At 38.1% G+C, this 26014-nt stretch carries 18 protein-coding genes; 14 read left to right on the forward strand and 4 right to left on the reverse strand.

Annotated elements, in window-relative coordinates; genetic code table 11:
- The first annotated feature begins 383 nt into the window (after window positions 1-383).
- From mobA to B4B65_RS16085, 13 genes are all read left to right on the forward strand, one after another.
- The gene (gene mobA, locus B4B65_RS16025) at window positions 384-818 is read left to right on the forward strand and encodes a conjugal transfer protein MobA (protein WP_293916853.1); all 435 of its coding nucleotides are present in this window, start codon (window positions 384-386) and stop codon (window positions 816-818) included.
- Window positions 819-822: 4 nt separating this feature from the next.
- On the forward strand, window positions 823-2085 hold the full coding sequence (gene mobB, locus B4B65_RS16030) for a conjugal transfer protein MobB (protein ID WP_293916855.1): 1263 nt from the start codon (window positions 823-825) through the stop codon (window positions 2083-2085).
- Between the two features lie 126 nt (window positions 2086-2211).
- Window positions 2212-2430 (forward strand): helix-turn-helix domain-containing protein, encoded by a 219-nt coding sequence (locus B4B65_RS16035; protein ID WP_143882971.1) that lies wholly within the window; start codon window positions 2212-2214, stop codon window positions 2428-2430.
- Window positions 2431-2445: 15 nt separating this feature from the next.
- Entirely contained in the window at window positions 2446-3750 is a 1305-nt protein-coding gene (gene dcm, locus B4B65_RS16040) for a DNA (cytosine-5-)-methyltransferase (protein ID WP_293916859.1), read from the forward strand.
- A 5-nt stretch (window positions 3751-3755) separates the two neighbouring features.
- The gene (locus B4B65_RS16045) at window positions 3756-5435 is read left to right on the forward strand and encodes an McrB family protein (RefSeq protein WP_293916861.1); all 1680 of its coding nucleotides are present in this window, start codon (window positions 3756-3758) and stop codon (window positions 5433-5435) included.
- Window positions 5432-7093 (forward strand): LlaJI family restriction endonuclease, encoded by a 1662-nt coding sequence (locus B4B65_RS16050; protein WP_293916863.1) that lies wholly within the window; start codon window positions 5432-5434, stop codon window positions 7091-7093. The genes B4B65_RS16045 and B4B65_RS16050 overlap by 4 nt, the downstream gene beginning before the upstream one ends.
- A gap of 20 nt (window positions 7094-7113) precedes the next feature.
- Window positions 7114-7581: a hypothetical protein gene (locus tag B4B65_RS16055; protein WP_078679694.1), complete on the forward strand. Its 468-nt coding sequence runs from the start codon at window positions 7114-7116 to the stop codon at window positions 7579-7581.
- A gap of 3 nt (window positions 7582-7584) precedes the next feature.
- On the forward strand, window positions 7585-8634 hold the full coding sequence (locus B4B65_RS16060) for a serine/threonine-protein kinase (protein WP_293916869.1): 1050 nt from the start codon (window positions 7585-7587) through the stop codon (window positions 8632-8634).
- A gap of 413 nt (window positions 8635-9047) precedes the next feature.
- The gene (locus tag B4B65_RS16065) at window positions 9048-10097 is read left to right on the forward strand and encodes a FecR family protein (RefSeq protein ID WP_293916871.1); all 1050 of its coding nucleotides are present in this window, start codon (window positions 9048-9050) and stop codon (window positions 10095-10097) included.
- A gap of 74 nt (window positions 10098-10171) precedes the next feature.
- Window positions 10172-13441 carry a TonB-dependent receptor gene (locus B4B65_RS16070; RefSeq protein WP_293916873.1) on the forward strand — a complete coding sequence of 1090 codons (3270 nt, stop codon included), beginning with the start codon at window positions 10172-10174 and terminating at the stop codon, window positions 13439-13441.
- 14 nt (window positions 13442-13455) lie between these two features.
- On the forward strand, window positions 13456-15048 hold the full coding sequence (locus B4B65_RS16075; RefSeq protein ID WP_293916874.1) for a RagB/SusD family nutrient uptake outer membrane protein: 1593 nt from the start codon (window positions 13456-13458) through the stop codon (window positions 15046-15048).
- A 1-nt stretch (window position 15049) separates the two neighbouring features.
- The gene (locus B4B65_RS16080; protein WP_293916876.1) at window positions 15050-15919 is read left to right on the forward strand and encodes an endonuclease/exonuclease/phosphatase family protein; all 870 of its coding nucleotides are present in this window, start codon (window positions 15050-15052) and stop codon (window positions 15917-15919) included.
- 2 nt (window positions 15920-15921) lie between these two features.
- Window positions 15922-16731 carry an endonuclease/exonuclease/phosphatase family protein gene (locus B4B65_RS16085; protein ID WP_293916878.1) on the forward strand — a complete coding sequence of 270 codons (810 nt, stop codon included), beginning with the start codon at window positions 15922-15924 and terminating at the stop codon, window positions 16729-16731.
- A 97-nt stretch (window positions 16732-16828) separates the two neighbouring features.
- Here the strand turns inward: B4B65_RS16085 and B4B65_RS16090 are convergent, their stop codons facing one another.
- The 4 genes from B4B65_RS16090 to B4B65_RS16110 form a co-directional block, all read right to left on the reverse strand.
- On the reverse strand, window positions 16829-17374 hold the full coding sequence (locus B4B65_RS16090) for a DinB family protein (protein ID WP_293916880.1): 546 nt from the start codon (window positions 17372-17374) through the stop codon (window positions 16829-16831).
- Window positions 17375-17422: 48 nt separating this feature from the next.
- Window positions 17423-17956 carry a Crp/Fnr family transcriptional regulator gene (locus B4B65_RS16095; RefSeq protein WP_201679940.1) on the reverse strand — a complete coding sequence of 178 codons (534 nt, stop codon included), beginning with the start codon at window positions 17954-17956 and terminating at the stop codon, window positions 17423-17425.
- A gap of 760 nt (window positions 17957-18716) precedes the next feature.
- A complete protein-coding gene (locus tag B4B65_RS16105) occupies window positions 18717-19898 on the reverse strand; it encodes a PepSY-associated TM helix domain-containing protein (protein ID WP_293916883.1) in 1182 nt (393 codons plus the stop codon).
- A 2-nt stretch (window positions 19899-19900) separates the two neighbouring features.
- A complete protein-coding gene (locus B4B65_RS16110; protein WP_293916886.1) occupies window positions 19901-22249 on the reverse strand; it encodes a TonB-dependent receptor in 2349 nt (782 codons plus the stop codon).
- Between the two features lie 678 nt (window positions 22250-22927).
- Here B4B65_RS16110 and B4B65_RS16115 point away from each other — a divergent pair.
- Entirely contained in the window at window positions 22928-25993 is a 3066-nt protein-coding gene (locus B4B65_RS16115; protein WP_293916888.1) for a SusC/RagA family TonB-linked outer membrane protein, read from the forward strand.
- The last annotated feature ends 21 nt before the right edge of the window (window positions 25994-26014 follow it).

A 26014-nucleotide genomic window follows, 5' to 3' on the forward strand; every position in this document is an offset into this window, starting at 1 on the left:
GCAGATTTACTGTCGATTTTTTTACCATTCATTTACTTAATTAAGGATATAACCAATCAGCCAGCTAACCATATACAAAGAAAATAAAAGCAGTCCCAATGCGTATAGAGGTGGCACTATTTGGCGTTCATTGGCTTTATTTGCCGTTATTGTAAATGACTGTTATTCAAATAGTCTTATCGAAATTTGTAACGGAAACGGTTGGTTTTTTCGGTTAACTCCAATCCGTTTGCAAAACGGATTTTTCTGAACTCCTGTTCAGAGCAAGTTATCTTTTGAGGTACTCGAAATGAATTTCCGTACCTCAAGAGCACTTGCCCTTGCAGGGGGCTGGAAACGGCTCCGAAGTCGCCCGTTTGTTTAAAAATTAAAATCGATTTATCATGGAAGAGAAAAACAGAAGTCAGATTAAAAAGACAGGAAGAAAACCAAAGATTGACCCTGCGGTCAATCGGTATTCCATTAACCTGAATGCAGAGGACAATGCCAAATTTCTTGCCCTCTTTGACCAATCAGAAATGAAAGTAATTGCTCATTTTATTACAGCCTGCATCTTTCAGAAGACGGTTAAGACCGTAAAAATTGATATGGATGCAATAGAATATCACGAAAAGTTGACCCGATTTTTTAGCCAGTTCCGAGCAATCGGAACAAATTATAATCAGATTGTGAAGATATTGTACCGCAATTTTTCGGAGAAAAAAGCAGGAACATACCTTTTTAGATTGGAAAAGGACACCATCGAATTGGTACAAGTTACTAAAGAAGTCATCCGTTTAACACAGGAATTTGAAGAGAAGTATCTGAAAAAAGAGTAAAGTTATGATTGCAAAAATTGGAAAGGGAAGCAATATGTATGGAGCAATTTTGTACAATCAACAGAAAGTGGATAAGGAAAACGGAGCAGTTTTATTGCTGAACAAGATACCCGACACGGTGGACGGCATTTATTCTGTAGCTTATTTTAATAAATGCTTTGAACCGTATTTATCAGCCAATATCAAAACAGAAAAGACAGTACGGCATATATCGCTGAACCCAGATCCTGCAGATAAGGTCAGCGATGAGCAGTTTACGGATATGGCTCAGGAATATATGGAGCGTATGGGCTATGGCAATCAACCCTATATCGTATTCAAACATACAGACATTGACCGAACGCATATCCATATCGTTTCGACCTGCGTAGGTATTGACGGCAAGAAAATCCCTGATGATTACGATCACCCACGTTCAATGGCTATTTGTCGGAATTTGGAACAGAAATACAACCTCCAAAAGGCAACTGAACAAGAGCAGAAACAAACGAATAAAGTTTTCAAGCCTGTAAATCATAAAAATGACGACATTAAAAGTCAGATTGCTTCGGTAGTAAGGCATCTGCCAAAGTATTATAACTTTTCTACTATGGGTAGTTACAATGCTTTGCTTTCTCTATTCAACATCACAGCGGAAGAAGTCAAAGGCGAACGGGAGGGTCAACCTGTAAACGGATTGGTTTATGTCGCATTGGATGAGAATGGAAACAAGATAAGTAATCCTTTTAAAGCATCACTTTTCGGAAAAGATGCTGGGGTTGCTCAACTGCAAAAGCACTTTGAACAGTCCAAAGAGAAAATGAAAATCAATCCTGCAAGGTCTGTTCTGAAAAACACGGTGGAGCTTGCGATACACACCACAAGCAATGAAACAGATTTTAAAAAGCAACTTATTGAGCAGGGTATCAATACGGTTGTCCGCAGAAACGAAAGCGGACGGATTTACGGTATCACGTTTATCGACCACGAAAGCCGAAGTATTTGGAACGGTTCACAATTAGATAGAAGTCTGTCGGCAAATATGTTTAACAATTGGTGGAACAACGGAAATAAACCCGAACTGAAAATACAGGATAACCCTGTTTTCAATACAAGTACATTGGACAATTCTCCAACGAACGACCTTTTTGAATTTCTTTCAAATGAACATTCGGCTAATTACGATTTAGGATTATTCAGCTTGCTACCCAATGCACAAGGCGAAGACTACGAGGAAGAACAGTTTGCTAAACAAATGAAGAAAAAGAAGAAAGGGAGAAAACTGTAACATACTTCTCTATTTTCGTGTTTCAAAATATCTTAAACACTATCAGCTTATTATATTTTTTTATCTCGAAAAATGAGATATTAATGATATAAAGACTAAATTAGCCGACTGGAACTATTTAGAGTTATGAATAGAATTAAAGAAGTTTTGGAAGAAAAAGGTATCAAACAAAAATGGCTTGCCGAGCAACTTGGTAAGAGTTATAATATGGTAAATTCCTATACTCAAAATAGACAACAACCCAGATTGGAAATTCTATTTGAAATAGCAAAAATATTGGATGTTGAGCCTAAAGAATTATTGACAGAAATAAAAGTAAGTAAAACTCCTGCAAAACTTTCATAGATAGTAGAAATGAGAATGGAATTAGATTTAGTAGAAAAGATATCATTAGAGGAAATTAATGGCAAAACCTATAAAATAAGGTTAATTGAAAGCCTTGATTATGGGAAAGCCTCATTAACGCATTATTTACATAATAGCACTAATGGAGTCTCAAAATACTACAAAAAAAGTGCACATTTGTACTTAAAACATTTATTAGAGTTAAAATATCCTGAGGTTGAAATCACTAATACTGTTGCGGAAAATGCTATGCAGTATTTGCTATTTAATTATAGGATTGAAGATATACCTTTTCCTTCTCCTGAAGAACCCAAATTTAGATTTATTGATTTGTTTGCAGGAATTGGTGGATTCAGATTAGCCAGTCAAAATCTTGGTGGAAATTGTGTTTTTTCGAGTGAATGGGATGAATTTGCTCAAAAAACTTATGAATCCAATTTTGGAGAATCTCCATTCGGAGATATAACAAAAAGTGAAACTAAAAAGTTTATTCCGAAAAATTACGAACTTTTATGTGCTGGATTTCCCTGTCAGCCTTTTAGTTACGCAGGTCTAAAGCAAGGGTTCGACGAAACAAGAGGAACACTATTTTTTGATATTTTAGAAATATTAAAAAATACTACTCCTAAAATGTTTTTATTAGAGAATGTTAAAGGTCTTAAGTCTCACGATGGCGGAAAAACACTAAAAGTAATTGAAAACTCACTTACGGAATTAGGGTATACCATAAAATGGGAAATACTAAACAGCTATGATTTCGGATTACCTCAATATCGTGAAAGATGGTATTGTGTAGGATTTAGAGATAAAGTTAATTTTGAATTTCCTAAAGGAAATAAGAGAGGTGCAAAAATTAAATCCATTATAGACACCGAAGCAAATAAAGATAATAAATTGAAATTAACCCCCTTTGAGATTGAGCGAATAGAATTTCACTTTAAATCAAATGAAGAGCGTGTTCAACACGATAACTCAAAATATAAGCCCAATACAAAAAAAGGGAAACACGGTGTTTTTTCATATCAAAAGCCTGATGGGGCTTTAAGATTTCATATTGGAGATGTAGCTAAAACACAAATACAAGAGGCTTTCTATGCTTGTCAAGATACCTATGCTCCTACAATTATTGCTAATAGAGTTCCTAAATTATGGGATTTACAAAGGAAATTATCAGTATTAGAAGCCCAACGCTTACAAGGCTATCCTGATAACTTTAAATTCCCTGTTTCGGACAATCAAGCGTATAAACAACTCGGCAATTCCGTTGCAGTTCCAGTATTAGAAGCAATAATCAAAAAAATGTTAGAAACTATTAAATAGAAAGGATGAAGTATTTATCACAATCAACGATTTTCGAATCTTGGAAAAGCATTATTGAGCAAGGGGAGACAAGCCGAGCTTCTTTAAATAAATTCTTTGGAATACTTGAAATTTTAAAACATTTGAATATTGAAACAGGAAATCCAGTTGAATCAAATTATCAATATAATGTCTTTTCTAGTCAATTGTCTAGTTCCTTACAAGACAAATTCTTTTTTGATGAAAATAACAAAAAGAATTTTGCTTCACAAGATACACTAAACATTATATTCCCAAATGATTGGGCTTCTAATACTTTTCAAATCTTATTGAAAAATAATCAACTTCCGTTAAAAAATGTCGCTTGCGTTTGTTTACAGAACGAGGAGTTTGACGATAATTTTTCCGAACAAGATGTAATTGAGAGATTTCTCAATATTTATCATCTAGCTGATGTAACTAATATTTTCTTTACAAATGAAAATGAGGTGAATATTGAGTTTTCATCTTCTATATTGGACAGAAACTCTTTATTCTCAGATTTAAAAAATCATTTCAGTATTACAGATAATTCAAAATTTACATTAGGATTTGATAGCAGTCTTATTACTGCGAATCCAGGTGAATTAACAAGAGGTCCATTTATTCAGCCACTTTATTCAGGACAGGAAAATCTAAAATGTTTATTAATAGCTAATTTTAATATCACAGAATATTATAAAATAGGCAAAACAGAAAATTCTGTTGCGGATAACTTCAGTAGTGAAACTCCATTATCTCATCAAATCATTTTCTATGGTTCTCCCGGAACAGGAAAAAGTAGAGAAATAGAAATGAGAACAAATGGTCATAATCGAACAAGAACAACATTCCACCCTGAAACAGATTATCATTCTTTTTTAGGAAGTTATAAGCCTGTAATGGACGGACTCAACATCAAATACGATTTTGTTCCTCAGGCGTTTACTAAAGCATATTGTAATGCTTGGCTAAATCCTGAACAGCCATATTTTCTAATCATTGAAGAAATAAATAGGGGAAATTGTGCTCAAATTTTTGGAGACTTATTTCAATGTTTAGATAGGGATGATAACGGCTTTTCAAAGTATGAAATCAATTGCGATAAAGATTTAGCAAACTATGTAAAATCTGTATTTGAAAGTTCTAATAATGTTGAAGCAGTAGAAAATTACAAAGCAAAAATCGAAACAGAAGATTTTGACAAAATTATTCTGCCAAACAATCTTTACATTTTGGCAACGATGAACACGTCTGACCAATCTTTATTTCCTATGGATAGTGCATTCAAAAGACGTTGGGATTGGGAGTTTGTACCAATCAATTATGATGATGCGAACTCTTTAAACATCGTTATCGGAGATAGTACATATAATTGGGGTAAGTTTATTGAGAACATCAATCCGAAAATTAAAGAATTAACAGGTAGTGAAGATAAACAACTTGGAAACCGCTTTGTAAATCCTAAAGACAGAAACATAACGTTTGACCAATTCAGGTCTAAAGTCTTGTTTTATTTATGGTCAGAGGTTTACAAGGATGAATTTGGAACTCAGAGTTCAATTTTCAAATATGAACTTGAAGAAAATAATCCAATAGATTTCCAATTTGGAGAACTTTACAACAACAATGCAACAGATATTGTAAAAGCATTTTTGAAATTTAACGGATTAGAACCTGAACAATGATAATATTATTTGAAGAATATCATTACAAAACGGAAGACCTTTCAAAATTTTTAACTGAAAGGTACTATTTCCCTATTAATGGTATTGAATCAAAAATAAACTTTGTTGGGTATTACTTCAATCCGCAGATAAATGAAGGAAAAGGCGATGTTGTAATCATATTTCCGAAAGTTTTCATCAATGAACATAATCTAGCTTTTGATGAGTTTACTCCAGAATCTTTAATCAATTCAACATTTGAAACAACACAAAGATTAACCGAAACAGGAAAAGACAAGCTGATTTTTGAAATTTCAACTTGGTTATATCGGGCAATTCAGCAATTCAACAAAAGACATTTTTATAATTCGATTTCAGAAAATCAATTTATCAATCAAATTGTAACCAATTTGGATGAAAATTCAAGTACTGAGCTTGACATTATTTTAAGTTTATTGAGGTTTCATAAGGAAAATCAGGACTTATTCACATTCATTGCAAAAACCGCACACTCACAAAAAAACAAAATAAATTGGCACAAAACTATTAACAAAAAACAGCCAATTATTCATAATAACCAGCCAATTTATGTTGATTTAGCAACAACAAGAAAAAGAGTAAATGATGACGAAGAGCTACTCATACTTTTTTATTCAACGCTAAATCACATTAAAGAAAAGTATGCGTTTAATTTTCAAATCCCTCAAAATTATACTCTAATTAAAGGGCATCAATTTGAGACGGTTTTAAGAAGAGGATGCAGATTATTGAAAAATATTAAGTACAAATACTTTTCGGACAAAATGATTTGTCTTTACAATTTGCTATTTACCTACTTTGAACGAAGTGAAAGAACCCAATCTAAGAAACAAATTGAAGAAATTCTTCTCATCAAGGATTTTAATATTGTATTCGAGGATATGATTGATGATTTAATCGGAGATAGTACGTTATTTTCCGAATTAAAAAATCACGCTGACGGAAAACAGGTTGACCATATTTACAAATATAAATCACTTCTGATTGAAGATGAAATCTATTTTGTTGGAGACAGTAAATATTATAAACCTCAAAATAGCGTAGGGAAAAATTCAAAGGCAAAACAATTTACTTATGCCAGAAATGTAATCCAGTACAATATTGATTTATTTAATAAAGGAGATTTAGACCAGAGAATAAGATACAGAGAAAACGAAACGGAAGGATATAACATCACTCCGAATTTTTTCATTTCTGCCTTTGTAAATAAAGATTTTGATTTTTCTAAATCATATTTGAACGAGACAGGAAAACCAATAATGCAATTTCATTTCGAAAACCGACTTTTCGATAGGGATACGTTATTTGTTCAATCATACAACATCAATTTCTTGTTTGTGCTTTCGGGTTATCTATCAAGAAATTCAACTTTGAAAAACAATTTTAAAAAAGATACGCAAAAAATATTCAGAGAAAAGTTAGTAGCTTTTATCAATGAAAAATATCAGTTTTATAAAGTCAAACCGATTGAAGAGAATTTCATCTATAAACATTTTAAACTGCTAAATGGTAAGGTTTACAAACCATCACAACTTGAAAATCAACTGATTTTAGCATTTGAAAAAGGCTCTGACATTGACGGAGTAATTTCAAAAATTGAAGCTGAATTAGAAGAGAGTGCTGAGTACAAACTCAATTAACAAAATCAAGTCAATTAATTATGAGAAAATCAATAGGAATTAGGGTAACGCCTTCTACTGTGTACTTTTCAGTTGTCACATACGAAAATGAAGAATTGGAAATTACATTGGTGGATAAAATAAACAATCCTAAAGCGCTAAATATTCCAGAACAATTGAAATTTTTAAGAAATACACTTTGTGACATAATTAATGAATTTAGCATTACCAATGCTTGTATTCGAATTACTGAATCAAATGCCCAATCAATAAATATTACAAGAATTTATATAGAGGGGGTTATTCAAGAATTATTTGCAAGTTCAACTATTGTTAAATATTATGTTGGTCAAATTTCCAGTATAAGTGCCAACCTTGGAATAGAAAGAGCCACTTTCAAACCATTTGCCGAGGGAAAAGATAATTTTATGGGAATAGAAAACTGGCAAAGTTTTTCATTAGAACAAAGAGAGAGTTTGATGTCAGCAATTAGTGCTTTAAATATTTAAATTATGCCATTAGGACTACATACAACGGAGCTAAATTTTGAAACGACAAAAGAGATAGGTCAGGAAGGGAAAAACTCACAGGTATTTTTAGCACATGACAAACAACTTGACGGAGAAATTGTTGTTAAAAAAATTGATAAAAGTAAAATTGTTAATCCCACGGAGTATTACGAAGAAGCGAAAAAGCTTTACGCATCCTCACATAGTAATGTTGTAAAAGTCAATTATGGTTGTTCAGATGCTGACCATATTTATATAGCTATGCCATATTATAAGAATGGATCGCTTAAATCACTTATTGCCACAAAAAACCTAACAATTAGAGAAATTATTCGTTATTCAATACAGTTCTTATCAGGATTACACCATATTCATTCAAAAGGGTTAATTCATTTTGACGTTAAACCTGATAATATTTTGATTTCCGATAGCGATGAAGCTCATTTGTCTGATTTTGGATTGACAAAAGCAATGAATAGCTTCGGTTTTGCTTCACCTGAATTAATTTATGAAAAACAAGTACCTCCCGAAACTTTTACAAGTTCGGATAAAACTATTCATTTTGATATTTATTTAGCAGGACTAACTATATATAGATTACTAAATGGAGAAGAATATTTTCATCGCCAATTGCATAGCTTTAGTAATCAATCAGATTACATAGATGCAATAACTACAGGAACGTTTCCTAATAGAGCAGATTATCTTCCGCATATCCCTTTAAAGTTGCAACGAGTTGTCAATAAAGCTATGAATGTAAATATTGTAGATAGACATCAGACTGTTCTGGAATTAATAAATGAATTAAGTGATATAGATGAAAATTTAGATTGGAGATTTAATCAAACGTCAACATCTCACCATTGGGAGCGAGATAATGGAAACCATACATATAAAGTTGTGGTAGATTTGACAAACCCAAGAAACATTAGTATACTTACCACAAAAGTAAATAATTCTACTGCTAGGGAACAACGTGAAACGGCTCATTGTCACAATAATTTGACCACTTCTAACGTTTTATCTAAAATCAAGCAGGCATTGAAATTGTGAAAATCAAGGCAATAAAATATAATAAAAACGGATTAACAAGAGCTGAAAATACAGCTCCTAAATTCGTTATGCCTAAAAATGATTTAAACAAAAACAACATAAAAATCACGGTAAAGAATCACTATATGACTGTTGTAAAGAAAGGTAATAAGTAACACAAATCGTATTACACTATACAACAACAGTGATATACTCATTACTCAAAAATTTGTATATTTGCTATGAGCTAACGGAAACACGTTGAAAAGCAAAGCAATAAGCACCGTTACTAAATCGTTACCTGACTTTTTTGATAATCTCTATAAAAGCTTAGTATTCAACCGATACAGCTTTTTCCTGAAAACTTTTAAAATAAAATGTCTATGCAGCTGTACTTTTTTGCTCTTTGTATATAAAGGGGGGAAATACAGCATTTGGAAAAGCATAGAAATCAGTTAAAGAAAATATTTGATCTGCCGGAAAGCGAACAGCTAACAGATCCGGAAAGAGCAGAATTAATGGCATCTGTAATCCGTCGCGGACGGCAAAAGAGACATCGTTCGGTATACTTGATGCTCACTGCAGCCTGTGTCTTATTAATCGGATCACTTTTTATTTTCTATCCCCGGGCGAATGACAGCTCGTTCGACCTCTCTAAGGTTGCAGAATTTAATCAGAAGCAATTTGAGTCTGCAGATCAGATTCAGATTGTCAAATCTAAAATTTTCATTTCACCCATTACCAATGATGCCGGTTTACTTTCCGGAGATGTTTCCTATGCAGCAGATAGTATGCTGGATTTGTCTGATGAGTCAGCAGCTTCTTACACTACGATTTATGTTCCGAACGGACACCGGCAGGAAGTAACATTGACAGATGGTACCAAAGTCTGGCTGAATGCCGGGTCTTACCTCACAATGGATAAGAATATGAGCGGTAAAGAACGTCGGGTTTACCTTAACGGGGAAGCCTATTTTGATGTGACACATACAGGAAAACCATTTTTTGTGCAGATGAAAGCACATACGGTAGAAGTCGTGGGTACTTCATTTAACATAAATAGTTATGAGCGAGATCAGCAGACTACTGTGGAGCTGATCACCGGAAAGGTCTTGTTTCACAGTAATAACAAAGGTTTTGAAAAAATAGCTATGAGTCCGGGACAGCGGATTGCTGCATATGAAAATCCAAGCCGTGTGGTGATTGATAAATCAGGTGTGGCGCAGGATATTCTCTGGACCAAAAAACAAATATCACTGAACAAGATCAGACTTCAGGATCTCTTCCGGAAAATAGAACGTCTGTATAATGTATCTATAGATGCTGATCCTATACTGGACAATATAGATCTTTCATACTCCGGGCGTCTGGATTTACGGGAAGATGTGGTTGCTGTATTGAAGAATATTTACGAACTCAGAGATTATCAGATAATATTAAAAGAAAAGGAGGTGACTATAAGAAAACCTAAATCTACTAAATAAGAAGAATAAGGAGGAGCTGCTACTCCCCCTTATCATATTTATTGATCTTAAACAGTTAAAATCGTACTAAAATTATGAAAAAAAAGCAATCCTGGCAACAAATGGCCGGGTGGAGGCATTTTGATGTCAAATTCTACTATTATATGAAAGTTACCTCCCTCTTGACTACTTTACTTTTTATGACATTTGCCGCTAATGCCTATTCACAGCGGGTGTCTTTAAAACTGAGTAATGTTACCTTTAAAGTCTTTCTGCAATCTATTCAGGATCAGACTAATGTGGCTTTACTCTACAACGATCACCTTATCGAAAATAAGCGGATATCTGTACAGGCGAATCAGGTAGATCTGCGGGAGCTCCTGAAACGGGAACTACCCAAGTACGGCCTGGATTATACAATCAGTGGCAATCAGATTACACTGGTTCCGTCTGCTGTAAACCGCACCGTAGCAACCGAAAGCCGGCCGCAAGAAATGATCCGGATCAAAGGCCGTGTATTTAACAGCGGAGAACCTCCGCAGGCCCTGTCATCCGTCTCTGTCGCTGTATTGGGTGGAAGTCAAGGTGTGCATACCGATGAAGGTGGATACTATGAACTGGAAGTACCTAAAGGTGCGACCTTAGTCTTCAGTATGGTGGGATACCATAGCAAACAGGTTCCTGTCAACAAGACTGAAAATAACCTGACCATTTCTCTATCGGAGAATGTCTCGGATCTGGAAGAAGTAGTGGTGGTGGGAATGACAGAAATGCAGCGCAAGCATATTGCAAGTTCTGTCGCCAGCCTGGATATCAAGTCCAGTATTGAAGGTAAGCCCATTACCAATCTTTCTCAGTCGTTACAAGGTGGTGTGACAGGGCTGCAGGTCCAACAAGGATCCGGTCTTCCGGGAGGAGATGCAGCCAGTATAAAGATCAGAGGTATCTCTACTTTGAATAACTCCGATCCGCTGGTGCTGGTCGATGGAGTGCCTATGGATATGAACCATATCGATCCGGTAACTATTGAAAGTGTAACTATTCTGAAAGATGCTGCGGCGGCAGCTATATATGGAGCAAGAGCAGCCAATGGTGTTATTCTGGTAACGACCAAACGGGGTAAGGCTGGTCAGATCAATATTTTATATGACGGATACCTGGGGATGCAGACACCAACAGTATTGCCTGAATTTGTCGATGCTCCGACCTACATGCGCATGTATAACTACGCACAGGTGGCCTCTGGCGGACAGGTATTTTATTCTGACGATCAGATTGCGAAGACAGAAGCCGGAGATGATCCCGTCAATTATCCGAATACCAACTGGACAAAGGAGCTGATAGATGAATATTCGCCGCTGACGTCACATTCACTCTCCGTGAGTGGAGGAAATGATGTAGCAAGATTTGCGGTGACAGGTAATTATATGAATCAGCAAGGGATGATCCCACAGAATAAGATGGACCGCTTTAATATACGTGCCAATACGTCTGTATCCTTGTCCAAAAGATTTCTTATTAATCTGGATGTGTTGGGGATCCGTCGGAATACGATGTATCCTAACCGGCCTATTTCGAACGGGGGCAGCCGTTTGCTGGATGATCTGTACAGACTTCCGCCGACAGTCTTGCCTAAATATCCTCAGGAAGAAGGCTGGCCAACTATTTATGGACGCTATGCGGATATTGTCAATCCGATAGCTTATTCGGAAGTAGGGGGAAGTATAGGTTATCAGTATGATCAGGCTACGATCAACCTTCAGCCTAAATGGTCTATTACTAATGATCTGAATATCAGGGGACAATTCAGCTACCGGCTCAACAGTGATGTATATAAACAAAACAGGGATAATTATTATTTCTTTGATTACTATACCAAGCAACTTGTACAGACCTGGGCTGTTCAGCGTGATGCGTATTCTGAAGTACGGGACACCTATTATTACCTCAGTGGTGCCGTAGATTACAGTAAAAATTTTGGTAAACACAATCTTTTTGCGATGGGTGGTTTTTCTATGGAAAAATTCAACAACGGATACTGGAATTCTTCAGCTTTGGTATCTTCTTATGCTAAAGTCAACTATGCTTATGCAGATCGCTATCTGCTGGAAGCCTCTTTCCGTGCAGACGGCTCATCCAAATTCGGTCCTAAAAATAAATACGGTTATTTCCCTTCTGTTGCATTCGGCTGGAATGTGCACAATGAATCGTTTTTCAATGTAGAGGCGATCAGCAATTTTAAAATCAGAGCTTCTTATGGTCAGCTTGGGAACGAGAATATAGGGCTGTACCGCTATCAGAACCTGATCAATACCAGCAACGGAACAGAAAGTGTATGGGGTAATCCGGATATTTCATGGGAGAAAGTAAATATTCTGGATATCGGTCTGGATATGGCTTTGTTTCAGAATAAACTAAGCCTGACTTTTGATTACTACGACAAGAAAACTTCAGATGTTATCCTGTATCCTTCCGTAGCACCTTCAGGAGCTATAGGTTCTGCTCCGCTGAATGCCGGTGAGGTAACGAATAAGGGGTTAGAGCTTTCATTGAATTATAACGGTAAGCTAAGTCAGGATTTTGACTTTTCAGTCCGCCCCGGTATTACGTATAATAAAAATAAGATCACTGATCTGCTGGGCGGACCTTATATCAGCGGTATAGAGATCAATGAAAAAGGATCCAGTATCAAAAGTTATTACGGCTATGCTTCCAATGGAATTCTACAGTATTCAGACTTTGAAGCAGACAAGACAACAGCCAAAGTGCCTGTTGTTGCCGGGCAGGGACCTGGAGATATCAAGTATATTGATCTTAACGGTGATGGTATCATCGATGAGAATGATCAGCAGATTATAGGTGATCCGACACCGCGTATCAATTATTTTGCAAATTTTAATTTCCGGTATAAAAATCTGGATCTGGAATTTCTGCTACAGGGTACCGGTGATCATGATTATTCCGGCAATCTGGGAGGGAAGTCTGCCGGATATTTATGGCATCCTCTTAATATGAGTGCTTCCGGAGGGGTTCCTACAACGTACAGAGCCGCCAATACCTGGCGCGAAAATAATCAGGATGCCATCTTTCCGCGTTTGTTAGCCAATCCGGCTACGAATGTGTTACGCAGTGATTTCTGGTTATTCAATGCGCGGTATATGCGTGTCAAATTCATTCAGCTAGGTTACAGACTGAATCCTGCTTTTATGAATAAATATGGTATCAAATCGAGCCGTATCTATATGAACGTGCAGAACCCGTTTATTTTTACAGATGTAAAAATGGCGGATCCCGAATCTCAGGGAGGTTCTTATACCTATGCTATTATGAAAACATTTTCTCTGGGTCTAACTGTTAATTTTTAATCTGAAAACCTGAAATGAAAAATAATATTAAATATTTAGTTTACAGCATGTTGTCTCTATCTTTGATGCAGGCTTCATGCGAAAGTTTTCTGACCATTGATAGCCCTACGGGTGTGACGGATGAGCAATGGTGGAATACAGAAACCGATGCGTACAATGCTATAGCTTCCGTATATGTCGGTATTCCGGGAGGATCATCCGGACGTAATATTATGTACTATGCCGGTCTGACGGATGAAGCCGTGCATCGGGGTGATTTTAAAGGAGATTACGACAGTTTTACCCGTGGACTGGCAACCAGCAGATGGGGAGTGGCCAATTCTATCTGGCAGGATGACTACATCTGTGTGAGAAGAGCAAATCGGTTTCTTGAAAATGTAGACCGTGTATATATGGACGCTACACTGAAAGATAGAATGAAACTGGAAGCAAGAGCGCTGAGAGCTTATTATCATATGGAACTGATGCTGCTTTTCGGAGATATTCCGTTACTGGAGCGTTCGCTTACTCCCGAAGAAAATACCCAACCCCGTACAGCAGAACAAAAGGTTTATGAATTTGTCGTCAGTGAATTGAAATACTGTGCCGAAAATTTGCCTTCCTCTTATGTCAATGCCGACCGCTGGCGTATGACGAGTGGTGTCTGCTGGTCTCTGCTCTCCAGATTGGGGTTGATCAAAAAGGATTTTGAACTGGCAAAGACAGCATCCAAAAAAGTAATTGAATCGGGCGTTTATAAGCTCTGGATTAATAACACAAACAGATCGGCAAGCTATAGTGAATTGTTTAGCTATGCGGGCGAACTTAATGATGAACGTATATTCTTTAAGGAGAACGGATGCAGCAATGCATGGACTACATTTGCTCCTTTTGGTATAGGGGGTGAGACCTATCTTTCACCTACAAATAAAGTGATAGATAACTACGAGACCAGACAAGGAAAGACTATTCAGGAATTAGGTCGTGATTCTATGCTGGTCTATCAGAAGAATCCGAATTTTAATAATAACAGAGATCCGAGGTTGCGTGCTTCTGTATTTGTGCCGTATGAAAGTTTTCAGGGGCAGTATACGTTAGATCCGTTTTATAACCCGAGTGATAAGATAGGAGAGACCAAGTCTACGGCTACAGGATACTGGATTAAGAAATATGTGGACGCCCGCGACAGACAGTCTAAGAGTGGCAGTCTGGATTTTATGATCATTCGCTACGCTGAAATTTTATTGAATTATTCGGAAGCGCTTATTGAATCGGGCGAGTGGAATCATGCTGATGTTACCAAATACATCAATGAAGTGCGCTCCAGAGCAGCTATGCCTGCGATCAATACGGGACTTTATAATTCGCAGGCCAGGATGAGAGAGCTTATCCGAAGAGAGAGACAGTCGGAACTTGCATTTGAAGGGGGACGTTATTTTGATATCCGAAGATGGGATATTGATACAGAAGTATTGAATGGTGAGGTGTACGGAGCGACCAACCCTACGACCGGGGAGCTGGTAAAAGTACAGACCCGCAAGTATAACAGATCCCGTGAAGGACTGTGGCCGATACCTGAAAATGAAATTATTGCTAATCCTAATATAGTTCAAAATCCAAATTATTAATATGAAAAGCAACACGATATTATATGGCTTACTTAGCCTTTTTATATTAGTTTCTCTTTCTTCCTGTCGTAAGTCCTACAGTGCAGGAGACTGGGATATTCTGCCGGAAAAAGAAACCCCTAATCCTATAGATTCGGGAAGTAATGCTCCGACAAAAACATTGAAAGTGATGTCTGTCAATATGCGTCTCAGTACGATTCCTGACTTTGCGACCATGATCACCTATATCAAAGAGTATAATCCGGACCTGTTGTTTCTGAGGCAGATAGATAGTGCGACAACACGGGTAGAGAAGGTTAACAGACCTCAGGTTATGGCAGATTCATTGGGTATGGAAGTGTTTTTTAAAAAGAACTTTGATTACCAGACCGGAGGGTTCGGGAATGCAGTTCTTTCCAAATTTCCGATCAAAGAAAAGGTTGCACAAATCCTGAGACGTGAAGATGGTAATACGGCGGAACTGCGTAGTGCGGTGATGATCCGTGTAGAAGTAGAGAAAGGTCATGATGTTTATTTTGCAGGCACAGAGCTGGATCCTTCTGTCGTGAACAACCGAAATCTGCAGGTAGTAGATCTCCTGAATATGACAGAAAAGATTACTGAACCTGTGATCCTGGTGGGTAATTTTAATGAGCAGGAGAGTGCGAACGGGCAAGTGCTTAGCTACTTAAAAGGCTCATTCACTTTTGCCTGTCTGGGTGCAGGCTGTCCGATGAATTCACCGAAAGCCAGTCCTACTGGTATATATGATTATATCACTTTCAAAGGTGCAGGCGGGAAACTGGCTTTGTCCAACTATCTGGCCTTTCCGAAATCTGCAAATACTTTCCTGCCGATGACCGCTTCTTTTAAACTAAAAATCGAACAATAATTATGAATAAACTTAAAATTTTGATGCTTACCTGCTTTGTCAGTATTGCATCACTGGCCTGTTCCAGCGATCAGAAGGAAATCCCAGAGCCGAAAATAGAAAAAAGTAAACTGACGGTTATCACGTATAACATCCATCATGGAGCACCGGAAAACTCGGAAGTTGTCAATCTGGAAAATATCGCAAACACCATCAAACAGAAAAATCCGGATCTCGTTGCTTTGCAGGAGGTGGATGTCAATGTGCCTCGTTCAGGTAAAGTAGATCAGGCAAAGAAATTAGCGGAGCTATTGAATATGAACTATTATTTTTCTAAATCATTAGATTATAACGGAGGTGAATATGGAGTTGCTATATTGAGTAAATTTCCGATCTCAAACACAAGGAGACTAGAACTTCCTATGCCAACTGCCGGAGAGAAAAGAACCGTGGCAATGGCAACAATAGATCTGGGAAATGGAAAAACGCTGGAGTTTGCGTCTACTCATCTGGATCTGAATGTTCCTAACCGTACAGCACAGGCAACTTTTCTCAATGAACTGAGTGTGCAGCTCAATAAACCGATTATGATTGGCGGAGATTATAACGCTGAAAGTAATTCGGTAGAATTGACCGAATTGCGTAAACAATATACCTTGTCCTGTGTCAATGGTTGTCCCAATTCTTTTCCTGTACGTAATCCGACAAAGGCAATAGATTTTGTTGCGTCTAACAAGCTTGCTGTTCAGCAGTATAGTTTATTGTCAGCAGTTGCACTTACAGGGAGTTATGCTTCAGATCACCTTCCTGTAGTGGCGATATATAATTACTAAGAAAAAGGTAAAGATTATTCTTTATAATATTAAAAAAAGGCAGAGTCTGTTGAAGAACAGACTCTGTTTTTTATTTTTGACAGATCAAAGAGTATTTTTACAATATCCCAATTCTTTTGATCTGTTGCATATGTCTTTCATTGTGGTAGATCAGTACCCTGAAGGTGTCTCCGAGTCTGATCTTAATCCATCGGGAAATGCTGATGCTTGTTTTTATTTTTTGAAGATCAGCTTGTCTTGCAGTGTTCAGAATTTGGATGAGACGCTGCTGTTGCAGGATAAATATACGGATCACATCTGCAGTAAGCTGACTTCCGATAGGATTCATTTGTTTAAAAGTCTTCATCTTATTGAGTTTACTTTTGGGCAGCATAGTATTAGCGAAATAATTACCAAGCAGACCACTTTGAAAAATTTTTCGGGAAGGGGCAGTGTTGGATTTTATGCGTTGTTCAATTTCCGGAAGGTAAAAGTCTGCATACCTGTTGAGGTGTTCTATGCATTCCAGCGTACTCCAGGATCCCTCATAGGGTCGTTTGTTGAGTTCCTCAGGAGAATTATCTTGCAGCTGTTGCGCCAATGCTATATGTTGAGTGGTGAGCTCAATCAGATCATTAATCAATGTGGAGGATTCTATTTTCATATCTTGTTCAAAGCTCCTCTTTTCGGATTAAAAAAATCTTGACTGAAATCAAGATTTCTGAAGTCTGGATAATGTTTCCGGACTCATGCGCAGATAGTTGGCAATGTACTTGTTCGGAATCTCCTGAAATAAACGGGGACTTCTTTTTAATATGCGCTCGTATCGCTCCCGCGGAGAACTGATCAGAATATCCTTTTCCCGTTCTACCTGTTGTAATATCAAATCTTCCAATATCTGATTCCACAGGATGAAGTTATCCGGGGCAGATTGTATAAACTGTTGTAAAGATGATTTGTTTGCTATTCTGACTGTGGTTTTTCGGATTGCCTGAATATAGAAATCGGTCGGATTGCCCGATAAAAATGAATCTAATGAAACAATTAAATTATCGGAATATCCAAATCTGATATTTCGCTCTTCTTCGCCATCCATCATAAAAATACGCAGACCGCCACTGTCTATCCAGTATATATGCTGGTCAATAGCGTCTTTTAAGCAGAGAAATTCATGACGCCGGAGAATAACAGTCTTATCAAACAGATTAGCATTCTTCAGTTTATTTGCTATGTTATCTACTTTCATGTGCCAAAGTGCTGGAAATAGTAAGTATTTATAACGTAAAAGTATTCAATTAGATTAAAAAATGAGATTTTGATTTAATTTTTGTGCTAAATGAATGTGTGCTGGATATATTCTATTTCTTTTTTTAGTGTTTTAGTATTTTTTAAACTGGATATGCTATTTTATTTCGAAAATAAAAAGGTTTTCAAACGGGGGAGAATGAAAACCTTTTAATAACCAATTATAAATTGTAATATGAGGAGCTGTAAAGGTAGTAATTATATTTTAAATTGCAAATTTTACATCAAAAAAATAATAATATTTTGAATTTTTTATTGATTTTAATAAAAATTGATGTTTTTTTAAATTTAAAATCCATTGTTTTTGGTTTTTTATGATTTTTTATTCTGTTTTTTTGTGTTTATTGTGTGGTTTATAGTTTTTTTTGATGTATTTGTCTCTAAATTTTTGTATTTTTCAATTTATGGTCAATAATTTTGGAAATAAGCAATCAAAAGTTGTGATATAGGTCACATGTTGATTTGAAAAGCTATTCGGAATTTTGTAGAAAGAATAACGATACGAGACTTTTTTTAAATCCGTTATTCTGTTTACAGTTCTCTTAACCACAGTAAACATTTGCTGCTGAAAAGTATGATCTCTTACTGTCTGAATATCCTAAATTATTCCAACGGGTCTCCAAAATATTAATTGCTCAGTACCTGGGCGTATCACGGGAAACATTGAGCCGGCTCAACCGAAGGAGTACCTGAGCTAACTGTCAGGCAGGTTGTCTGTGTCTCGTTGTTTTGCGTTTGGATTTTTTGTTGGATTTAGATGATTTCTGCCACCAAAGAATATATCCTGTAACAGGTAAAGAAGCGCAGAACAGAGAAATAAAGAAGGCCAGAATTTTAGTTGGCAAACCACCTATGCTTCCCACATGAAGATCATAATTCATGGAGCGCAGTTTCTCTCCTCCCGAGAGATTGTCATCACTCTTTATATTGACGATCTGTGCTGTCACAGCATCAAAATAATACCATTTGAACTTGCTTGTTTTATCTTTTTGTAATCGGATCTGTATGTCCACGGGTTTGTCTGCCTCATTACGAAGACGCAAAGACATCATATCCGCAGTTGGATATGTTTTGATTGCAAAGTAGAGAGCTTTATCCATTGCTGAGGCTTGTGGTCCGGACACAAGGGGATAAGTTGGCTTATTCTGTTTAATTTCATTCTTCCCCAGATGATTGAAAAAGTTTACATAGGATTTCTCAAACGCTGGAAATGCAAATACCAATCCTGTTATACCTATTATGAGCCCGATAAAAAGACTGTAAAACCCAAGTACATTATGGAGATCATAGTTCAGTCTTTTCCATTTGGCCTTCCGGTCTATCCATATGCTGCGTTTTAATGTTTTTCCTTTCCATCTTTTCGGCCACCACAGAATGAGTCCGCTGATCAGCAACAGTACAAATACTGCGGTAGCATAGCCAACTATCGGATGTCCATATTTTTTTCCGAGTAAGAGATTCATGTGCATTTGGAGAACCAGCTGAAAGAATTCATTCTTCGAATCTTCTACTGCTGTGACTGCTCCGGTATAGGGATTCACAAATACACGGTCATAGTAACTGTAATAATTCCAGTGCCCAAATGCATTTTCATTTGTTTTGGATGCTCTGAATACCCAGGTACGGGACGGATCAGGATAGAGATCCGCACGCGTGATACGGTGTGATGGCGGTAATGCCGCCTGAGCATGGGCAATAAGCGTGCTCAGTGGCATAGGTGCATCATTATGTTTCTTTTCTAAGAAATATTTCTGTGGATAGAAAAGCAGTTTCAATTCTTCCTGAAAGACATAGAGGCATCCGGTAAGACCCAAAGAGAGTACCACTATGCCACTAAGAATTCCCATCCATTTATGTATCCACAGAACTGCTGAACGCAACATAATTAAAATTTGTAATGGACATTAATATTTGCCTGCATACCATTCCCTCTGGCATATTCGGCGTCTATGGCGCGATATTGGCTGACTGTCGGGTAATAAGTCGTGTTGAAAAGATTTTCTACACCCATACCCAAACTCCATTTGGTATTGATCGTGTATGCTGCGGACAGATTGAATAAATCTACAGGTTTGATCAGGCCTTCACTGTTGTTATATTTTCCTTTGTCATTGAGAGGGAAGCGGTCTCTCGAACCAGTGTGTACCCAAAAGAGTTGAAGATTCCATTGTGAAGCCGGTCTGTAATATACATAAGCTGTGGCTTTGGGAGGAGCTATACGAGATCCGTTGAGATATACTTTACGTCCGTCGTCAAATTTGGCTTTCCCTTCTACAAAAGCATAGTTTGCTCCCAGTGTCCATTGCGGTGAAAGCCTTGCTTCTGCAGCAAGTTCATATCCTTTTACATTTTCAGGTTCACGTTGTGCCATCAGAAAACCACCCACATCTACCAGATTGACTCCAAGTTTGGATGTACTGATGTAGTAGGCCGCTGATAAATGAAGCCAGTTATACTGACTTGAAAATCCTACCTCATAGTTATTCGTGATAATAGGGTCTGTCTCCAGCTGATCTAATGTATTTGCTTTTGCACGACGGAGTATACGCCCGAGTTCATTGATAGCAAAACCCTGAGAGAAACTCACAAAAGGATTAAAGATGTCATATTTCGTATAGCGGAGGCCGGCATTAAACATAGTCGCTTTGTAGGGGATCTTTCCTCCTGCTACAGCTATACTTCCCTGACCATCAGGCCCGGTTGCAATAGTATTGAAATCTTTTACCTTGACAGTTGCATTTTCGTAGCGTACCCCACCTTTAAAAATCAGGTTTTCCAGTACATCCATTTTCAATTGTGCGTATGGTGCAAAGTTAACCATATTCATATCCGGAATATAAATTCTGCCATCTGTCAGGTTTTGATTTGTGACATCATTCAGTAAATCCAGTCCATATGTTACTTCTGTCGGGATATTTCCGATACGGAAAGGAGTGTTGAGATTAATTCGGACTCCTTTTTTCTCGGAGTTGATCTTTGTCTGCCCCGGTCCGTACCATGCTGTTCCCGAAGGTACATATCTGTTCATGGAGCTGAATGAATTGTAATATCCGCTGAGATCCAGTTGCGTGTGCCCGAAAATATTACGCTTTGTCAGGTTCACCATAATGTTGTGGTTGTATGGAGTACCGGCATTTTCACCGGGTTCTTCTCCACGTACACCGATGGCAGGAGATTCTCCGTATACACCAGCCTGATTGATATAGCGTGTATGTTGTGTACTGTTGTACAGATTGTAGAGTGCACTTATAGAAGTATTACTGTCCAGGTCGTATCCCAGTTTTATAAAAGCATTGTACTGATAAGAATTAGACATGCCATCCTGCTGTCCGATAGGAAGGCCTTTTCCATCCCTTTGCAGGCCTGTGTAATCTGCAGATCCGCTTATTGTATAACTGAATTTGTTGCTCCTGCCTGAAAACATTTGTGCAAAGCGATAGCCCATCGTCTGACCCGGATGTACCGGATTGAAGGACGTTCCTGCAAATGTCTGTCCGGAGAAAGGTACATTATCAGTGTTTTTCTTGGTGATGTAATTAATGATACCTCCACCGGATCCGTTACCATATATAGAGGTTGCTCCCTTGATTACTTCAATGCGCTCGATTACACTTGGATCTATGGTTCGGAGATCTCGACTGCCATTCATCAATGGAGTAGACTGAGGGATCCCGTCAATCAGCACCAATACTGCGCGTCCCCGCAGAGTCTGTCCCGAATTAGTTGATTTGTTGTTGGATGTTCCCAATCCCGGTATCGTATTGCCAAGTATAGAAGCTAAATTGGACGTGATATTGATCTGTGTCTCTATTTCCTTACGGGTCAGAATAGATACAGAAGATGGTATTTCATCTATGCTTTCTGCTTTTCTACCTGCAGTGACAACTACCTCATCGAGTGATCTGCTGTCTTTCAATACGACAATAAAAGGATTCGAAAGTGTATCTGTGCGTAAAATACCTGTATAAGTTTGATATCCGAGCGAAGAGATGGTCAGCTGAAGTGTATTGGAAGATTGTACAGGAATGTTAAATGAGCCGTCCCGGGCAGTAGATCCTGTGGCTTTTTTGTTGAGGTATACTGTGGCATGCGGAAGCGGACGATTACTTTCATCCCGGAGAAGAAGTTGTATGGATTGTGCTTGAGCAAAAGTGTGATTTAGTTGAAAGATCACCAAGCAAAGCAGACTGTATCTGAAAAATCTGACTTGTAGTTTGGATAGGGGAAGGGACATTTTTAAATATGTTCTTATTTGGACTTAATTTAAATAAAGCTGTAAAAGTATGATATTAAGGAGTATGTTGCAACATTAATTTTGAAATAATTAGGAATGGAAAGTCAGATATTTCTGTAAAAAGCTCTTTAACAGCGGATTTTTATCTGAAAGGAATATAGGTCGGATATAGCTTATTCCAAGAAAATTTCAAATCCCTAAAAGTCCTCAAAAGACCGCTGAAAACAGGGTTAATTAAAAATAATTAATAAAGTCTATTGATTTAGTAGATTTTATTGTATGTTTGTACTTGTATTATGACTATTTAAATATTGAACAGTGTTTCTGACCTCCTGTAGTTCAAGCCTGCAGTGTTCAGTAACATTTCAAGACACAGCAAAATGAATTAAAATTTACCTTTATCTAAGAACATGAAAACACAAACCTTTACCTCATTCTCTACGTTATTCCTTAACCCTGTATTGCGAATGTGCAGCCCGATGTGCATGTGTTAATGCACTAACTTTTTCCATCGTTTACTGGCAATGATCTAAGGTGTCTTCAGAGGCATCATTGGATAGCTATATTCAAAAATCAGGGAAGTATTGACTACCTCCCTGATGGTCTCTTATCAACAACAAGTGTTCAATTGGCGTTGTGGCTTGTTATTGAAATTTTATATTAAAACCAATCAAAAATATGAAAAATAATACTAGAAACCGTGTTTTTAGTACACTTCTTTGCATGGTTTTCCTTTGTGGAATCCATGTCACTGCATATGGTCAATCTACTCCATTGATCAATGCTTCGATCGCCGGCAAGGTGATTGATTCGCTGACACGCAATCCTATACCGGGAGCTACAGTACAGCTTGAGGCTGTAACGCATCAGGTACAGACGGATGAACTTGGAAATTTTAAACTGGTCACAGGCCAGAAACTTCCAGCAACTGTAATTGTCAGTGTAGTCGGATATACTAAGCGTACAGTAGTGATTCGGTCTTCACCCGCAGTTATTGTCTTATCTCAAAATCAGGATCAACTGGATGAGGTCGTTGTTGTCGGGTATGCGCAAAAGCGTCGTTCTTCCGAAACAGGTGCAATCACCGAGGTTAAAGGCAAGGCTCTGGAATTTCAGGGAGGCGTTAGTCTAAGTGAAAAGATACAGGGGCTTGCTCCGGGTTTGCAGATTGCTTCTGCTTCCGGTGTCGAGGGCGGTTCCGCATTAGTGAGGCTGCGCGGAGCAACTTCTATTAATGCAAATAATGATCCGCTGTACATTATTGACGGTGTATTTATCAATAGCAGATCCCTGCAGAATGTAAATGCAGGAGGGCAGAATATCAATCCTCTGGCCGATATCAATCCTGCAGATATCGAATCTATTGAAGTATTCAAAGATGCGAATGCTACGGCTATGTATGGCTCCCGTGGTGCAAACGGAGTTATTATTGTCACTACAAAAAGAGGAAAACGCAATGCAGCTACCCGTATCAATCTTAACTCTGTAATCGGCAAGGCCACCACGCCTAAGGTGTGGAGCCTGGTAACAGGACCGGAGCATGCTTCCATTCTGAATCAGCAGTGGATCAATGATGGGAAGAGTTATGAAACACGCCCTTACCGCCCGCTGAGTGAAGGCGGAGCCGGTAATCCGGAGGATCAGGGTACTTATGACAGGTTGAGTCTTATTTTTCGTGATCCGGTACAGACTACGCACAACCTATCTGTAGCTGGTGGAGGAGAGAAGACTTCTTTCTTTCTGAGCGGAGAATTTACCAAACAGCCATCTATCCTCAAGTTGCAGGATTTTAACCGTCTTTCCTTCCGTACCAACCTGGATCATCAGATCAGTTCGGCTCTTTCTATAGGAACAAGTATAGCCTACAGCAGTACTGAACGTGAGACTGTACCGACAGGGGATACCGGAGGTATTACTAACACAGGTTTGCATACACCCACTTTGACACCATTATTTAATGCTGACGGAACTTACAACAGAGGAGAACGATTCAATAATCCGTACGTATTGCTGGAAAATAGCAATAGTCATGCGTATGGCAAACACCTGATCGGTAATGTATTTGCAAAATGGAATATTCTTAAAAACCTGAGTTTTAAATCGTCTTTCAGTCTGGATGATAATTCTTACAATGAAGTCATCTATTACAATGCGAATCTTAATCAGGGGCTGGCTACTAACGGAAGCGGACGCGATGTGCTTTCGACTGAAACAACATGGGTAGCAGAACAGTTGCTGAATTATATTCCGTTATCCGATAAAGAACACTTTCTTTCTGTTTTCCTGGGAAATACATTACAACGTGGGTTTATAAGCCGTGCCTCGCTGACAGGAACCAATTATCCAAGTACGCAGTTTACAACTATCTCTTCAGCAGCGGTGACTACGGCTTCTGCCACAGGAAGATTATATAACGGGCTGATCTCCTATTTTGGAGGTGTCAACTATACATTCAAAGATCGGTATAGCTTAGATGCGAATGTACGTACAGATGCATCTTCCAGATTCGGAGCCAACAATCGCTGGGCGACATTTCCTTCTGTGGGTGCAGCATGGAATATAGCGAAAGAGGATTTTTTACGTCAGAATCTTTCATTTATCAATACGTTACAGTTGAAAGGTAGTATCGGATGGACCGGTAATCAGGGTATTCCGGACTTCTCCTCTCAGCTGCTCTGGACTGGCGGTAACAACTATCTGGATAAACCGGGGGTAGCACCTACACAGCTTGGTAATGAAAATCTGAAATGGGAAACTACCCGGCAGTGGAATGTAGGACTGGAAACCTCTTTGTTTGACAGACGTGTAAGTCTGAATGTGGATCTTTATAATAAATATACCAAAGATCTGTTGCTGGAAGTGCCGACTCCGGCAAAAACAGGGTTCAGCTCTTCTTACCAGAATTTCGGAGAAATCAGTAATAAGGGATTTGAAATAGAACTGAAGACCCTGAATATTACCAATGATCATTTTCAATGGAATACTACATTCAATATCTCACACAACAAAAATAAGGTTGAGAAATTATCCAAATCCTTTACCCAATATAACAGAGACTGGGTACGGATAGAAGAGGGATATCCATTGTATTCATTCTGGCTGTATAAACAATTGTATGTAGATACACAGACTGGAAATGCAGTATACGATGACTCCCGTACCGGTGACGGAAAAATCACGGTAGATGACCGTCAGATCGTAGGGGACGCCTGGCCAGCCCTTTACGGAAGCCTGACCAATCAGCTGAGCTATAAGAATTTTTCATTTGCATTTAACTTCTACTTTTCTCAGGGAAATAAGGTGTTTAACATGAATCGATATTTTCAGGAACACGCAGGGAGCAGAGGGACTTCCTGGTCCATGTTGTCCAGCATGCTTCGCAGCTGGCAGGAACCGGGTGATGTGACGGATATTCCGCGTATTACAACGTTGCAAAACGCAGACGGAAGTTACAATCATAATTATGAAAGCAGCCGCTTTCTGGAAGATGCTTCCTTTATCCGGTTGAAATATATCAACATAGGCTATACTTTTCCGACCGCTCTGCTTGGAAAGCAAACTGTCATCAAGAAGCTTGGATTATATTTCAATGCTACGAATCTCCTGACGTTTACAGGTTACAGCGGACCTGACCCGGAGGTAAATGTAGCACAAAGTCAGGCTGGAGCGACTGTACAAGGACTGGATTTCTCTATGCCTCCACATGCCCGTGTATATCAGTTTGGCGTCAATCTTACTTTATAATCAACGGATTTTTCTACGATT

Source organism: Sphingobacterium sp. UBA5789 (assembly GCF_002418355.1).
Classification (GTDB): domain Bacteria; phylum Bacteroidota; class Bacteroidia; order Sphingobacteriales; family Sphingobacteriaceae; genus Sphingobacterium.